This window comes from Streptomyces mabaensis (assembly GCF_053763515.1).
The window spans coordinates 41,164-55,779 of sequence record NZ_JBSOPZ010000006.1 but is presented as its reverse complement, the minus strand read 5'-3'; the positions used below and the strand labels follow the sequence as shown (position 1 = coordinate 55,779).

Annotated in this window: 15 protein-coding genes; 12 read left to right on the top strand and 3 right to left on the bottom strand. The window is 71.9% G+C overall.

Translation table 11 applies throughout. The features are described from left to right. Positions 1–47: 47 nt before the first annotated feature. The 6 genes from ACWV17_RS07170 to ACWV17_RS07145 all read left to right on the top strand — a co-directional run bounded on the left by ACWV17_RS07170 (position 48) and on the right by ACWV17_RS07145 (position 5,409). On the top strand, positions 48–416 hold the full coding sequence (locus ACWV17_RS07170; RefSeq protein WP_455358951.1) for an STAS domain-containing protein: 369 nt from the start codon (positions 48–50) through the stop codon (positions 414–416). A gap of 91 nt (positions 417–507) precedes the next feature. Further along, positions 508–993 carry an ATP-binding protein gene (locus ACWV17_RS07165; protein ID WP_455358950.1) on the top strand — a complete coding sequence of 162 codons (486 nt, stop codon included), beginning with the start codon at positions 508–510 and terminating at the stop codon, positions 991–993. A gap of 347 nt (positions 994–1,340) precedes the next feature. Beyond that, a complete protein-coding gene (locus ACWV17_RS07160) occupies positions 1,341–2,027 on the top strand; it encodes an LPXTG cell wall anchor domain-containing protein (RefSeq protein ID WP_455358949.1) in 687 nt (228 codons plus the stop codon). Positions 2,028–2,033: 6 nt separating this feature from the next. After that, positions 2,034–2,951: a COG1470 family protein gene (locus ACWV17_RS07155; protein WP_455358948.1), complete on the top strand. Its 918-nt coding sequence runs from the start codon at positions 2,034–2,036 to the stop codon at positions 2,949–2,951. Next, positions 2,948–4,054, top strand: a complete 1,107-nt coding sequence (locus ACWV17_RS07150; protein ID WP_455358947.1) for a hypothetical protein — start codon at positions 2,948–2,950, stop codon at positions 4,052–4,054. Before ACWV17_RS07155 ends, ACWV17_RS07150 begins: the two co-directional genes overlap by 4 nt. 14 nt (positions 4,055–4,068) lie before the next feature. Beyond that, positions 4,069–5,409, top strand: a complete 1,341-nt coding sequence (locus ACWV17_RS07145; RefSeq protein WP_455359072.1) for a hypothetical protein — start codon at positions 4,069–4,071, stop codon at positions 5,407–5,409. A gap of 225 nt (positions 5,410–5,634) precedes the next feature. Here the strand turns inward: ACWV17_RS07145 and ACWV17_RS07140 are convergent, their stop codons facing one another. Next, positions 5,635–7,140, bottom strand: coding sequence for a peptide MFS transporter (locus ACWV17_RS07140; RefSeq protein ID WP_455358946.1), 1,506 nt, complete (start codon positions 7,138–7,140; stop codon positions 5,635–5,637). A 326-nt stretch (positions 7,141–7,466) separates the two neighbouring features. Between ACWV17_RS07140 and ACWV17_RS07135 the strand changes: the two genes are divergently transcribed. Next, positions 7,467–8,144 carry a response regulator transcription factor gene (locus ACWV17_RS07135; RefSeq protein ID WP_455351432.1) on the top strand — a complete coding sequence of 226 codons (678 nt, stop codon included), beginning with the start codon at positions 7,467–7,469 and terminating at the stop codon, positions 8,142–8,144. Between the two features lie 12 nt (positions 8,145–8,156). Beyond that, on the top strand, positions 8,157–9,422 hold the full coding sequence (locus ACWV17_RS07130) for an ATP-binding protein (protein WP_455358945.1): 1,266 nt from the start codon (positions 8,157–8,159) through the stop codon (positions 9,420–9,422). Positions 9,423–9,463: 41 nt separating this feature from the next. Here ACWV17_RS07130 and ACWV17_RS07125 read toward each other — a convergent pair whose 3' ends face one another. Then, the gene (locus ACWV17_RS07125; RefSeq protein WP_455358944.1) at positions 9,464–9,988 is read right to left on the bottom strand and encodes a GtrA family protein; all 525 of its coding nucleotides are present in this window, start codon (positions 9,986–9,988) and stop codon (positions 9,464–9,466) included. A 110-nt stretch (positions 9,989–10,098) separates the two neighbouring features. Between ACWV17_RS07125 and ACWV17_RS07120 the strand changes: the two genes are divergently transcribed. From ACWV17_RS07120 to ACWV17_RS07110, 3 genes are read left to right on the top strand one after another with little or no spacing between them, the layout of a single operon-like run. Further along, on the top strand, positions 10,099–11,313 hold the full coding sequence (locus ACWV17_RS07120) for a 5-(carboxyamino)imidazole ribonucleotide synthase (RefSeq protein WP_455358943.1): 1,215 nt from the start codon (positions 10,099–10,101) through the stop codon (positions 11,311–11,313). Further along, the gene (purE, locus tag ACWV17_RS07115) at positions 11,310–11,855 is read left to right on the top strand and encodes a 5-(carboxyamino)imidazole ribonucleotide mutase (RefSeq protein ID WP_455358942.1); all 546 of its coding nucleotides are present in this window, start codon (positions 11,310–11,312) and stop codon (positions 11,853–11,855) included. The genes ACWV17_RS07120 and purE overlap by 4 nt, the downstream gene beginning before the upstream one ends. 8 nt (positions 11,856–11,863) lie before the next feature. Beyond that, positions 11,864–13,099, top strand: coding sequence for a dipeptidase (locus ACWV17_RS07110; RefSeq protein WP_455358941.1), 1,236 nt, complete (start codon positions 11,864–11,866; stop codon positions 13,097–13,099). A 34-nt stretch (positions 13,100–13,133) separates the two neighbouring features. On the opposite strand, the gene ACWV17_RS07105 is transcribed toward ACWV17_RS07110, so the two are convergent. Further along, complete coding sequence (locus ACWV17_RS07105; protein WP_455358940.1) at positions 13,134–13,496, bottom strand: VOC family protein; 363 nt, start codon at positions 13,494–13,496, stop codon at positions 13,134–13,136. An 87-nt stretch (positions 13,497–13,583) separates the two neighbouring features. Here ACWV17_RS07105 and ACWV17_RS07100 point away from each other — a divergent pair, with 87 nt between their 5' ends. Further along, positions 13,584–14,087, top strand: a complete 504-nt coding sequence (locus ACWV17_RS07100) for a CGNR zinc finger domain-containing protein (protein ID WP_455358939.1) — start codon at positions 13,584–13,586, stop codon at positions 14,085–14,087. The last annotated feature ends 529 nt before the right edge of the window (positions 14,088–14,616 follow it).

The following is a 14,616-nucleotide window of genomic DNA, read 5'->3' as shown; positions in this document are numbered from 1 at the left end:
AGTGCAGCTATCAGTGCAGCCATTCGACGGCCGGAAGAGGGACGTGCATGGACCGCGGGACGGTCGGGAGTGCGAATCGGGGCCGACTGAGAGTCGACGTCCGCAGCCAGGGCCGCAGTGCCATCGTCACCCCTGCGGGTGAGCTCGATCACCACACGGCCGAGCTGCTGCGGGAGCCGCTGGACGCATGTCTGGAGGAGGGCACCACCCGCCTCGTCGTGGACTGCTCCCAGCTGGAGTTCTGCGACTCCACCGGACTCAACGTGCTGCTCGGTGCCCGCCTCAAGGCGGAGGCCGCCGGGGGTGCGGTCCACCTCGCCGGAATGCAGCCCGTCGTGGCCCGTGTGTTCGAGATCACCGGAGCGGACTCCGTCTTCACCGTGCACGAGTCGCTCGATGCGGCGCTGGCCGAGTAACCGCGGCGCCTGTCGAATGAGTGGGTGTTCTCACGGTTCGGTCGGGCAGAAGACTTCTGAATCAGATGTGAATCGGTGAGGTGAAGCGCTGATGAGCACCACCCGGTCCTACCCGCCGGGCGACCGGGGACCTGAGCCGGACGCCCCCTCCGCCGTACCCGACGGCGACGGCCGCCTACGGCGGCTCGCCCTGGACGGCGCGAGCGGCATCGTCCCGCTCGCTCGTGATTTCACCCGCCAGGCCCTGTACGACTGGGGCTGGCTGCCCGCCCCCACCGCCGACCGGCGGGCGGCGGCCGAGGACGTCCTGCTGGTCGTCTCCGAGCTGGTGACCAACGCGTGCCTGCACGCCGAGGGGCCGGAGGAGCTGCAGGTCTCCAGCGACGGCAAGGTACTGCGCCTGGAGGTCACCGACCGCGGCGCGGGCAAGCCGGCGCCGCGACTGCCGCACCGGGCCGGGCGGCCCGGCGGGCACGGCATGTTCATCGTCGAGCGGCTGTGCCTGGACTGGGGTGTCCGCCGCCGCGCCGACGCGATCGGCAAGACCGTGTGGGCGGAGCTCGCGGCGCCGGCCTAGGGCCTGTCCGGCGGATCAGGGCCGGATAGGACGCGGCGTCTGGTGCGGTGCATCGCAAGGCGCCGGAGTGCCCTAATAGCGGAGCTATTCGGGCATTTCGGCAACGCGGCGAGGTGCCGTGCCAGGCGTCGTGGCCCCGGCCAAGATCCGCCGGACAGGCCCTGGCGCGGGATGGGGCGCCGTCCTGACGCAGGGCGGGCCCCGGCCGGGGTTACCGCCGGTTCGAACCTCTCTTCGCACGCCCGGATCGGGCGTGTTCTTTGTCTTCCCTCCATCAGGTCCCGGGCGTACCTTGAGCGCCCGATCTGATGTGTCGTCAGTAACTTCCGGCGTGAGGGGATCCCGAGGTGTCGTACCAGAAACGCTCAGCCGCGCTCGCGCTGACCGCGGCGGTGGCAGTGGCGGGCTCGGCGGTGCTGATCGCCGCCCCGGCCGCCCACGCGGATGTCGTGGACGTCAACTACAACTGCAAGACGCCGATCGGTCCCAAGTCGGCCGTCTCGCCCATCGACATCAAGGCCGTCAAGAGCGGCAGCTCCTACAAGCTCACCATGTCCTTCCAGAAGGGCGTCTCGTCCTCCCCGGTCGAGCTGGGCAAGGGTGCGATGAACCCCGGTGCCGTCATCAAGCTCGGCGGCGCGGAGAGCGGCACCGTCGCCGTCACCGGGCCGGCGAACGCCGCGGCCATCCCCGCCAACACCCCGATCAAGATCAATGACTTGTCGGGTACGTACACCCCCAGGGCGAGCGGCAAGGTCACCTTCACCGCCTCGGTCCTCACCATCAAGGCGCTGGGGACGACGACCACCTGCACCCCGGGCAACAACCCCAAGCCGTCCCTCGAACTGACCGTCACCGGCAGCGGCGGCTCGTCGTCGGGCGGCGCGTCCTCCTCCGGCGGCGGTGAGCAGTTGCCGCAGACCGGCCCGATGGACTCGGCGGTCGCGCTCGGCACGCTCGGCGGCACGGTCCTGCTGGCCGGGGCGGCCGGCGTGCTGTGGCTGACCCGGCGCGGTCAGCGGGCCGCGGGCTGAGGGGCCGTGCGGGTCGCGGTGCGTGCCGCGGTCGCCGCGGCCGTACTGCTGGGCGTGTCCGTGCCCGGGACGGCGTTCGCGGCGCGCGGCGAGCCGGGCTGGACGGCGCGGCCCGCGGCGGGAGCGGGCGCCCGGCCGGGCGGTGACGCCAGACCGTACTTCTATCTGGAGGGCGCTCCGGGCGCGGTCCTGGAGGACGAGCTCGCCCTCTCGAACCCCTCGGACCGGGCGCGCACGGTACGGCTGCGGGGTGCGGGCGTGTGGAGCGCGTGGATCGCCTTCGCCGCGGACGAGGTACGCGTTCCGCCGCGCACCCGCGCGGACGTCCCCTTCACCGTCACCGTCCCGCCCGGCGCGGTACCGGGCGACCACCCCGGCGCGGTCGTGGCCGCGGCGGACGGCCGGGAAGCGCGGGTGCGGGTGCATCTGCGGGTCGGCGGGCCGGCGCTGTCCGCGCTCACGGTCGAGGATGTCGCGGTCACGGGGCGGGGCGGCGCCACCGTCATCCGGTACGCGGTGGTGAACCGAGGGAACACCGCGCTCACGCCGGACCTCGCGGTCCGCGCGGACGGCGTCCTCGGTGACGTACTGCGCCGCGAGGCCCGCCCCCTGCGGGTGCGGCTGCTGCCGGGTCAGCGGCTGGAGCTCACCGAACGCTGGCCGGACGCGCCCGCCCTCGACGCGGTCGACGTCCGGCTCACGGTGACGGCGGGCGGCGGCGCGCACGGCGAGGCGACGGCCTCGGCGCGCTTCGTGCCGTGGCCGCAGGTGTGGGGGGCCGCCCTGGGCGCGCTGCTCCTCGGCGCGGCGGCCCCGGCGCTGCGAGCCGTACGCGGACGGCGAACCGGCCCGCCGGACGAGCCCGCCACAGACGAAGCGACCGGTACGGAACGGCACTTGGCGAGGGCGGGAGTGGGATCGTGAACGGCGGCAACGGCGGCACAGACAAGAGGCCCACGTCCGAGAAGGCGCTCCGGACCGCGCGGAGCGCGGTGGCGCTGGTAGCCCTGGCCGCCGTACTCGTGCTCGTACTCCTGCCCGCCCCGGTGGCCGCCGCGGACGGCAAGCCGGTGGTCACGCTCTCCAAGGAGGAGGCCGGCAAGGGCGGCGAGATCACCGTGACCGGCTCCGGCTGGCGGCCGAGCGCCCTGCTGATGCTGCTGATCTGTGGCCGGTCCGCGCCCGGCAGGGGCGTGATCGGCGGCACCAACAGCTGTGCGAACGCCGACGGCCGGGCCGTCACCACCGACGCCACCGGCCGCTTCAGCAAGCGGCTGCCGGTCGCGGAACCGCCCGAGCCGTGCCCGTGCGTGGTGCACGTCGCCACCGTCACCGGCGAACAGGCAGCCGTCGACGCCGAGTTCACGGTCGCGGGACATCCCGTTGCCCCGCTGCCCTCGCAGGCGAGCGCCGCCCGGCTCTCGGTGCTCGCCGCCGCCCGGCTGGAGGGCGACGACGGGATCCTCGTGTGGTTCGGCGCGCCCGCCTCGCGCAAGCTCGTCGTCACGGTCGGCAATCTCGGCCCGGCCCCGGTCAAGGACCCGGTCTTCCAGGTCGGCACCTCGCACGGCGTCTTCGCCCCCAGCTGGCAGGAGCAGCAGTGGCGGGGCACGATCCCGCCCGGGCAGAAGGCGCGGGTCGAGCTGAACGTACAGCTGGCGTCGGGCGCGCACGGCGACTACCTCGTGTCGATGAAGTACGGCGGGAAGGTGCTGGCGGCGCAGCCCTGGGGCGTGGGGCGTCCCTGGGGCGTCACCCTCTTCTGGATCCTGCTCTGCCTGGTCGTGCCGGCGGCGGTCTTCCGGATCGGCATGGCCGTCGTCGACCGGGTACGGCCGCGCAGCGGCGGTACGGCGGGCGGCGCCGGCCGCCACCGGACCGTCCGGCTGCGCAGGACCGCCGCGAAACCGCCGAAGGCCCCCACACAAGCCCCCACCGCCGCGACGGCCCCCACGGCCGCGCTGCCGTGGTTCACCCCGGACTCCGCACCGTCAGAGAACCATCCGACAACGAAGGGACAGTCGTGACCACGCAACGGAGGATGAGCGCGGCGGGCGTCGCGCTGATGCTCGGCGGTGCGGGAATCCTGCTGGCAGCACACCCCGCCCACGCCGCCGAAGTCTCGTACAAGACGGAGTGCATCCCCCCGGCGATCTCCGGCCTGCCGCCCGTCCAGGGCACCACGAAGGTGGCGATCACCGCGCCCGCCGAGGCCAAGGTCGGCGACGAGATCGAGGTGGTGTGGAAGACGGTCGAGGCCGCTTCCAAGAACCCCGACATCATCGATCTGGAGAAGGACACCGTGAAGCCGACCGGCACCATCAAGGTCGGCGGGGCGGCGACCGGTGACCTGCGCATGGAGGGGCCGCGGCAGAACCCGCCGATCCCGAAGAACAGCCCGATGGTGCTGCCCGACATGAAGGGCAAGCTGAAGCTGGAGAAGGCCGGCGAGATCACGCTGACGCCGGACGCGTACACCATCAACGTCAGTAAGCCGATGTCCACCGACACCAAGTGCACGCCCAAGGAGACGGTGGCCGTCGCGGCGACGATCAAGGTGTCGGAGGCCGGCGGCGGCACGTCGGGCGGCACGACGTCGGGTGGTACCACTTCGGGTGGGACGACGTCCGGCGGGACCACGTCGGGCGGGACCACGTCCGGCGGGACCACCGCGGGTGGCACGACGGCCGGCGGTACGACAGCCGGCGGCACCACCACCGGCGGTGGCGGCGGCGGGACCGACTTCCCCGGCAAGCAGGTCACGGTCACGTACGACTGCCAGTCGCCGGGCCCGCAGGGCATCAAGTCGCCCATCACCGTCAACGCGAAGAAGAGCGGCGGCGACTTCGACCTGACGGTCAAGACCGGCGACTCCGTCATGGACAGCCCGGCCCCGCTGCCCGCGGGCGCGCTCAAGGCATCCATGCAGATCGTGCTCGGCGGCGCGGACAAGGGCGCGGTGAACGTGGTCGGCAAGCCCAACGAGGACCCGATCGAGGCGGGCAAGCCGGTCTCGATCGGCGATCTGACCGGGACGTACAAGCCGGGCGCGACCGGAAAGTCGACACTGAGCCCCGGCACCCTGACCATCGACGTCACGCTGGGCAGCTCGAAGATGAACATCCCCTGCAAGGTCAGGGGCGCGGCGGCGGTGTCGCTGGAGCTCGACACCACGGCCCAGCAGGGCGGCGCGGCAGGCGGCGCGGCCGCGGGCGGTGGCTCGGCGGGCGGCACGTCGTCCAGTGGCGGCGGCCTCGCCGAAACCGGCGCGACCGCCGACGGCGGCCTGCGCGCCCTCGGCCTGGTGGCGGGCACGGTGATCCTGCTGGGCGGCGCGGTCTTCACGTTCACCCCGTGGCACCGCCTGCGCGAAACGCGCTGACAGCGCAGAGGGGGGGGGGGGGGGGGGGGGGGGGGGGGGGGGGGGGGGAGGGGGGGGGTGGGGGAGGGGGGGGGGGGGAGGGGGGAATAAGCGGGCAAAGAAGAGCGTGCCCACCTAGGAACACCGAAAAAAAAAAAGGAGAAAAAAAAAAAAACCGGGCGAAAGACGAATCCCCCCCCCCCCCCCCCCGGCTCTGTCGTTACTCGAACTCGGCCTACGTCACGTCTACTTCACGTCGCCCATGAGCGCGCGGATCTTCTTGCCCGCCGTCATGAAGGCGAGGCCCGCGGCCACCGCGATGACCGCCCACAGCGTGTAGTAGACAGCGTCGCCCAGCGGCGCGTTGAGCTTGGTGGTCCAGCCGTTCAGGGCGTTGCCCGTCGCCGTGGCCAGGAACCACAGACCCATGATCTGGCCGACGAACTGCTTCGGGGCCAGCTTGGTCGACAGGGAAAGGCCGACCGGCGACAGGCACATCTCGCCGAGGGTCTGCACCAGGTAGACGCTCAGCAGCCAGAAGACGGTGACCTTGCCGGTCTCGCTGTTGGCGGCGGCGGCACCGGCGAGGCCCATGATGCCGAAGGAGCCACCGATGAGGAGCATCGCCAGTGCGAACTTCATGGGGGTGCTGGGCTCGCGGTTCCGCTTGGCGAGCTTGACCCACAGGGCGGCGAAGAGCGGGGCCAGGATGATGACCATCATCGGGTTGACGGACTGGTACCAGGACGCCGGGAACTCCCAGCCACCGATCATGCGGTCGGTCTTGTTGTCCGCGAAGATCGTCAGCAGCGAGCCGGACTGGTCGTAGATCATCCAGAAGAGCACGGCGGTCGCGAAGAACCAGACATACGCCTGGATCTTCGGCCGGTCCTCGCTCTTGAGTGCCGGGTTCTTGAAGATCGCGACGAAGTACACGATCGGAACGACGATGCCGAGGACTGCCAGCACGTTGACGATGTGCTCGATGTCGTACGTACCCAGGGCCAGGTCGGCGAGCAGCGCGGCGACGGCGAGGCCGCCCCACAGCGCCACCTTGCGCAGGACGCTGCGCTTCTCCTCGGGCGTGGCCGGCGTGGCCGGCTCCTTGCCGACGTCACCGAGGTGACGGCCGCCCAGGACGTACTGGATGACGGCGAGGGACATACCGATACCGGCCACGGCGAAGCCGAGGTGCCAGTTGACGTTCTCACCGAGGTAGCCGACGACCAGCGGAGCGGCCATACCGCCGATGTTGATCGCCATGTAGAACAGCGTGAAACCGGCGTCCCGGCGGGCGCTGGACTGGCCCTCGTACAGGCCACCGACTATCGCGGAGATGTTCGGCTTCAGCAGGCCGGTACCGACCGCGATCAGCCCGAGACCGCCGAAGAATGCGATGTCGGTCGGGATGGCGAGAGTGAAGTGCCCCAGCGCGATGACGATGCCACCGACAAGCACTGCCTTGCGCGCACCCCAGAGACGGTCCGCGACCCAGCCACCGGGCATGGCGGCCATGTAGACGACGGCGTTGTAGACACCGTAGATCGACGCGGCCAGGGCCTCGCGGCCCTCGAGAGGTCCGTCGAGAACGCCCGCGATCAAGTAGAGAACGAGAATGCCGCGCATTCCGTACCAGGAAAAACGCTCCCACATCTCCGTCATGAAGAGCGTGGCCATACCGCGGGGGTGGCCGAAGAAGGTCTTCTCGCCGGAGGGGGGCCCGGCGGTGTCCTTCGTCAGGCTGGACGCCATGGTCGATCCTTGCTTGCTCGGGACGCTCCGCCTCGTGAGCGGGTCCGCGCCCGGTGGGGGGTGTCATCGGGGCCGGCCGGCCGGCCCCGCACAGAAAAGAGACCTTTGGCGCGCGATACGGCACAAAGGTCCCTGATTACTTCATCAGGCGTCTGGCCACCATACGTCACGACAGTGCGGCATATGGAAGGACTTGAGACATGGATCACAGGTGTCTGTGGGGCCAACTACCCACATTCGAAGGTAACCAACTTCTTTCCTCCACAGACCCGCAGGGGTCGCCGATCGCCCACGACCCCTGCCCCGCGCGGACTACCATCACCCACATGACCCGTGTACTGCTCGCCGAGGACGACGCATCCATCTCGGAGCCGCTGGCCCGCGCCCTGCGCCGCGAGGGGTACGAGGTCGAGGTCCGCCAGGACGGGCCGACCGCGCTCGACGCCGGACTCCAGGGCGGGGTCGACCTCGTCGTACTGGATCTGGGTCTGCCCGGGATGGACGGGCTCGAAGTCGCCCGGCGGCTGCGCGCGGAGGGACACAGCTTTCCGATCCTGGTCCTGACCGCCCGCGCCGACGAGGTCGACACGGTGGTCGGCCTGGACGCCGGGGCCGACGACTACGTCACCAAGCCGTTCCGGCTCGCCGAACTGCTCGCCCGCGTACGGGCCCTGCTGCGGCGCGGCGCCGCCGAGCACGCACAGCCGCCGGCCACCCACGGGGTCAGGATCGACGTCGAGTCGCACCGCGCATGGATGGGGGAGGAGGAGCTCCAGCTGACGGCGAAGGAGTTCGACCTGCTCCGGGTCCTGGTCCGCGACGCCGGCCGGGTCGTGACCCGCGACCAGCTGATGCGCGAGGTCTGGGACACCACGTGGTGGTCGTCCACCAAGACCCTCGACATGCACATCTCCTGGCTGCGCAAGAAGCTTGGCGACGACGCGGCGAACCCCCGTTACATCGCCACCGTGCGCGGCGTCGGCTTCCGCTTCGAGAAGAGCTGATACCCAAGCCTCATGCGCCGCCGCCTGATCAACTCCACCCTCGCCGTGGTGCTCGTCGTGATCGCCGTCTTCGGCGTCTCCCTCGTCATCGTCGAGACCCGCACGATCACCAACAGCGCCCAGGAAAGCGTCGACTCCGAAGCGCTGCGCCTGATCAGCGTCGTCGGGTCCAGTGAGCTCGCGGACGCACCGCTGGAGCCGGACGTCCTGGCGGAACAGATCGGCACCGGCCGGTACGCCCGCATCGTGATCCCCGGCCGCGCGCCCCTGGAGATCGGCACGCGCCCCACCGGCAGCGTCATCCGCGCCACCGTGATGGGCGAGCAGGGGGAGACGGTCACCGTCGAGGAGTCCCGTGACACCGTCACGGACGAGCTCGGCCGCACACTGCTGATCATCGGTGCGGTGGCTCTGCTGGCCGTGATCGCCGCGGTCCTCCTCGCCGTACGCCAGGCCAACCGGCTGGCCTCCCCGCTCACCGACCTCGCCGAGACCGCGGAACGGCTCGGCTCCGGAGACCCCCGGCCGCGCCACCGGCGGTACGGCGTGCCCGAGCTGGACCGCGTCGCCGACGTCCTCGACGCCAGCGCCGAGCGGATCGGGCGGATGCTCACCGCCGAACGCCGGCTCGCCGCCGACGCCTCGCACCAGCTCCGTACGCCGCTGACCGCGCTCTCCATGCGGCTGGAGGAGATCACGGTCACCGAGGACCTGGACACCGCGCGGGAGGAGGCGTCCATCGCGCTCGCCCAGGTCGAGCGGCTGACGGACGTGGTGCAGCGGCTGCTGACCAACTCGCGCGATCCGCGGACCGGCTCGGCCGTCGCCTTCGACCTCGACGAGGTGGTCAAGCAGCAGGTGGAGGAGTGGCGCCCGGCCTACCGCAGCGCGGGCCGCGCCATCGTCCGCTCGGGGAAGCAGGGCATGCGGGCGGTCGGTACGCCGGGGGCGGTGGCGCAGGTACTCGCCGCGCTGATCGAGAACTCGCTGATGCACGGCGGCGGCACGGTGGCCCTGCGGACCCGGGTCACCGGCAACCAGGCGGTGGTCGAGGTCACCGACGAGGGGCCGGGCGTACCGTCCGACCTGGGCGCGCGGATCTTCGAGCGGACCATCAGCGGCCGGAACTCCACCGGGATCGGGCTGGCCGTGGCCCGCGACCTCGCGGAGGCGGACGGCGGCCGGCTGGAGCTGCTTCAGGCGCATCCGCCGGTGTTCGCGCTGTTCCTCAGCCGGATGACGCGGGACCCGGAGGAACCGGAGAAGACCGTCCGATAACCGGGTGGCAGCGCAGGTGCCGGTAGGTGACAGCGCCGGTGTCAGTGCCGGCCGCGGCCCGCCCCGGCGCGCGGCCTCGGGGTCTCCAGCAGGGCCTCGGCGGCCTGTACGGCCTCGCGCCCCGGCAGCGCCCGGAACACCCACGTGCGGTAGGACCAGAAGCGGAACAGGGTCGCGACGCCGATGCCCAGGAACTTGAAGATGTTGCTCTGCAGCGGGGTGTCCCAGCCGAACCCGTACGTCGCGGTGTAGAGCACGCCGTTCTCGATGACCAGGCCGACCACGCTGAACAGCAGGAACAGCGTGAGTTCCCGGGTGCGGCCGCTCTTGTCGCGGTCGCGGTACGTGAAGTATCGGAACCCCACGTAGTTGAAGATGATGGCGACCACGGTCGCCAGCACGCTCGCCCGGACCACCTGGAGCTCGGCGGAGTAGCGCAGCAGGTTGAACACACCCATGTTGACCAGCAGGCCCAGGCCGCCGACGGCACCGAACTTGGCGACCTCGCGGGCGAGCTGCCGCAGCCGCGCGGAGAGTGCTGCCCGCTTGTACGACACAGCGCTCATGGTGATCGCTCAGCCCCTGTCGGTCGATTGCGTCAACCCAGCCACTCTAATCGCCGGGCGCCGGGTACGCCTGCGGGCCCGGACGGGCATGGCGAACGGTGTGGCGAACGGTGCGGGGAGGCCGCCACGAGGGCCATGGCACCGGGCGGAGCGGGGTGGTCCGCGGCGCCGGATACCCTGGTGGCGTGACGTTCCCGGTAGTCGGCATGGTCGGTGGCGGTCAGCTCGCCCGTATGACCCACGAGGCGGGCATCCCCCTCGGCATCAGATTCAAGCTCCTCAGTGACACCCCACAGGACTCGGCGGCCCAGGTGGTGAGCGAGGTCGTCATCGGCGACTATCGCGACCTGGACACGCTGCGTGCCTTCGCGCGCGGCTGCGACGTGATCACGTTCGATCACGAGCATGTACCCACCGAGCATCTGCGGGCCCTGGAGGCGGACGGCATTCCCGTCCGGCCTGGGCCCGACGCGTTGGTGCACGCCCAGGACAAGGGGGTGATGCGCGCCAAGCTCGACGACATCGGCGCTCCCTGCCCCCGCCACCGCATCGTGGCGGACCCCGCCGACGTGGCGGCGTTCGCGGCGGAGGGCGACGGCTTCCCCGTCATCCTGAAGACCGTGCGGGGCGGCTACGACGGCAAGGGCGTCTGGTTCGTACGCAGCGAGGAAGAGGCCGAGGCCCCCTTCCGGGCCGGTGTCCCGGTCCTCGCCGAGGAGAAGGTCGACTTCCGCCGCGAGCTCGCGGCGAATATCGTCCGCTCGCCGCACGGCCAGGCCGTCGCGTACCCCGTCGTCGAGTCCGTCCAGGTCGACGGCGTCTGCGACACCGTGATCGCCCCCGCGCCCGGCCTCTCCGACGAGCTGGCGGGCCGGGCCCAGCAGCTCGCCCTCAGGATCGCCCAGGAGCTGGGCGTGGTCGGCCACCTCGCGGTCGAGCTGTTCGAGACGACCGACGGCCGGATACTCGTCAACGAGCTGGCCATGCGCCCGCACAACTCCGGGCACTGGACCCAGGACGGCGCGGTCACCTCGCAGTTCGCCAACCATGTCCGGGCCATCCTCGACCTGCCGCTCGGCGACCCGCGTCCGCGCGCGACGTGGACGGTCATGGCGAACGTCCTCGGCGGCGACTACCCCGACATGTACGCGGCGTACCTGCACTGCATGGCCCGCGACCCGCAGCTCAAGATCCACATGTACGGCAAGGACGTGAAGCACGGCCGCAAGGTCGGCCACGTCAACACCTACGGCGACGACCTGGACGACGTGCTGGAGCGCGCCCGTCACGCAGCCGGCTACCTCAGAGGAACGATCACAGAATGAGCACCCCTCCTGCGTCGCCCGCATCGCCCCTCGTCGGCATCGTCATGGGCTCGGACTCCGACTGGCCCGTGATGGAAGCCGCGGCCCAGGCGCTCGGCGAGTTCGAGATCCCGTACGAGGTCGACGTCGTCTCCGCCCACCGCATGCCGCGCGAGATGATCGCGTACGGCGAGGAGGCCGCCGACCGCGGTCTGAAGGCGATCATCGCGGGCGCCGGCGGCGCGGCCCACCTGCCGGGCATGCTCGCCTCCGTCACCCCGCTCCCGGTGATCGGCGTACCCGTACCGCTGAAGTACCTCGACGGTATGGACTCGCTGCTGTCCATCGTGCAGATGCCGGCGGGCGTCCCGGTGGCCACGGTCTCCGTGGCCGGCGCGCGCAACGCGGGTCTGCTGGCGGCCCGCATCCTCGCGACCCAGGACGAGGACCTGCTCGCCCGGATGCGCGAGTTCCAGCAGGAGCTGAATGAGCAGGCGACCGAGAAGGGCCGGCGCCTGCGCTCCAAGGTCGAGAGCGCGGCGTCCTTCGGCTTCGGGAAGTGAGTCCGGCCATGGACCTCCCGGAGCACCAGGAGCAGGCGGCCGAGTCGGAGCAGGCGGGCCGGCCGGACCGCACGGACCACCTCGCCCGGGCCCGCGAACTGCTGGCCGAGCACCCCGTGGCCGACGGTCACAACGACCTCCCCTGGGCCCTGCGCCAGCAGGTCCGCTACGACCTCGCGCAGCGGGACCTCGCCGCCGACCAGTCGGCACACCTGCACACCGACATTCCGAGGCTGCGGGCCGGCGGCGTCGGCGCGCAGTTCTGGTCCGTGTACGTACGCTCCGACATGGCGGGCGACGAAGCGGTCAGCGCGACCCTCGAACAGATCGACGGCGTCGCCCAGCTGCTCGCCCGCTACCCCGCGGACCTGAGCCGGGCGCTGACCGCGGACGACATGGAGCAGGCGCGCCGGGACGGCCGGATCGCCTCCCTGATGGGCGCCGAGGGCGGCCACTCCATCAACAACTCGCTGGCCACGCTGCGCGCGCTGTACGCGCTCGGCGTCCGGTACATGACCCTCACGCACAACGACAACATCGACTGGGCGGACTCCGCGACGGACGTCCCGAAGGCCGGCGGTCTGACCCACTTCGGCCACGAGGTCGTACGGGAGATGAACCGCTGCGGCATGCTCGTCGACCTCTCGCACGTGGCCGAGACGACGATGCGCGACGCCATCGCCACCTCCACCGCGCCGGTGATCTTCTCCCACTCGTCCGCCCGCGCGATCTGCGACCACCCGCGCAACGTCCCGGACGACGTGCTGGGCCGGCTGCACGCCAACGGCGGAGTCGCGATGGCCACGTTCGTCCCGAAGTTCATCCTCCCGGCGGCGGTCGACTGGACCCGGGCGGCGGACGAGAACATGAAGGCCCACGGCCTCCACCACCTCGACACCACGCCGCAGGCGATGCAGGTCCACCGCGCCTTCGAGGCCGCGCACCCGCGTCCGGTCGCCACCGTGTCCACCGTCGCCGACCACCTCGACCACATGCGCGAGGCGGCCGGCATCGACCACATCGGCATCGGCGGCGACTTCGACGGCACGGCGTTCACCCCGGACGGCCTGAACGACGTGTCCGGCTACCCGAACCTGATCGCCGAGCTGCTGCGCCGCGGCTGGTCCTCGGCGGACCTGGCGAAGCTGACCTGGCAGAACGCGGTACGGGTACTGCGCGCGGCTGAGGACGTGGCCCGGGACATCCAGTCCCGCCGCGGCCCCTCGAACGCGCAGCTTTCCTGACGCCGGACGCCGGACGCCCAGGCCGTACGGCGGGTCAGCAGGCGCAGAGGCAGAACGGGTGCCCGGCCGGGTCGGCGTACACCCGCCAGGTACGCGTCCGGTCGGCCGTGTCCAGCGCCTGCGCGCCGAGCGCGAGTACCCGCGCCTCGGCCGCGTCGAGGTCCTCGACGGTGAGGTCGAGGTGGAACTGCTGCGAGGCGTCCGGCGCGGGCCAGCGCGGCGCGACGTACCCCGGTGCCTCCTGGAAGGCGAGCGGCGTCCCTTCGTACCCCTTCAGCTCCACCCACCCCTCGTCCGCGGTCTCGGCCTTGCCGCCGAGCAGTTCGGCGTAGAAGGCGGCGAGGGAGTGCGGGTCGGGACAGTCCAGGACGACGGTGCCCAGCTTGGCGACGGCCATGGTTTACCTCCTCGGAGAGTTACCGGTACTCCGGTGTAACCGGTAACCGTTACCTCATGCTGCCGCATTGCAGGTAACGTCGCAACCATGAATGAGAGAGCGCCCGCGCCGGGAGGCCTCGCGCTCGTGGAAGCGCTGGTGAACACGCTGAGCGTCGACACGGGCGAGGACCGCCTCGCCGAGACGTTCGCGCTCTCCGGGGAGGATCTCGCGCGGGCCGCGGAGCTGCGGGAGGCGCTACGGGCGGCCTGCCTCGCGCACGCCGGCCAGGACATGCCGCCGGCGGCGGCCGGGACCCTGACCCGGCTGCTGTCGCAGGCTCCGCTCGTCGTCACGGTGGACGAGGAGGGCGCGGCGGCCCTGGCCCCGGCGGCCGATCCGTCAGACCTGACCGCCCGTGTCGCGGCGGCCATCGCGACGGCCGTCGCGGACGGCACCTGGGCACGGCTGAAGGCGTGCGAGGCGGAGGACTGCCGCTGGGCCTACTACGACCGCAGCCCGGCGGGCCGCAGCCGCTGGTGCACGATGTCGGTCTGCGGAAGCCGGGCCAAGATGCGCAAGTACCGCGCGAAGCGCGCAGCGCCCCCGTAACCACGGGACGACGCCCTGCTGCTCGCCCACGCCAGTAAGCGGCGACCGGACCACCCCGCGCGTGAGCGCGCCGGAGCGAACGACGCGCGGGCGTGCCCCGGGCTCGCCGCGGGCCCTCCCCAAGGGCCCAGCGGCACGCGGACGGCGCCCGGCCGGGACGGTCGCCCGGCGGAGCGCGCCTTCGGCCGCATGGCTATGCCCGCGTCCGGCGGGGGGCCTTCAGCAGGCCGTACGGCTGCCCGCGGCCGCGGTGGGGGACGCCTTCGGCTGTACGGCTGCGCGCGCGTCTGGCGGGTGCGCCTTCGGCCTTGCGGCTACGCCCCGGTCCGGCGGAGAGTGCCGTCGGCTATGCGGCTGCGCCAGCGCCGGGCGGGTGCCTTCGGGCGCACTGCGCCCGCGTTCGGCGGGTGCGCCTTCGGCCGTACGGCTGCGCCCGCGTTCGGCGGGTGCGCCTTCGGCCGTACTGCTACGCCCGCGCCCGGCGGGGTACGGCTGTGCCGCGCCGGGCGGGGTGCGCCTGCGGCCGGAC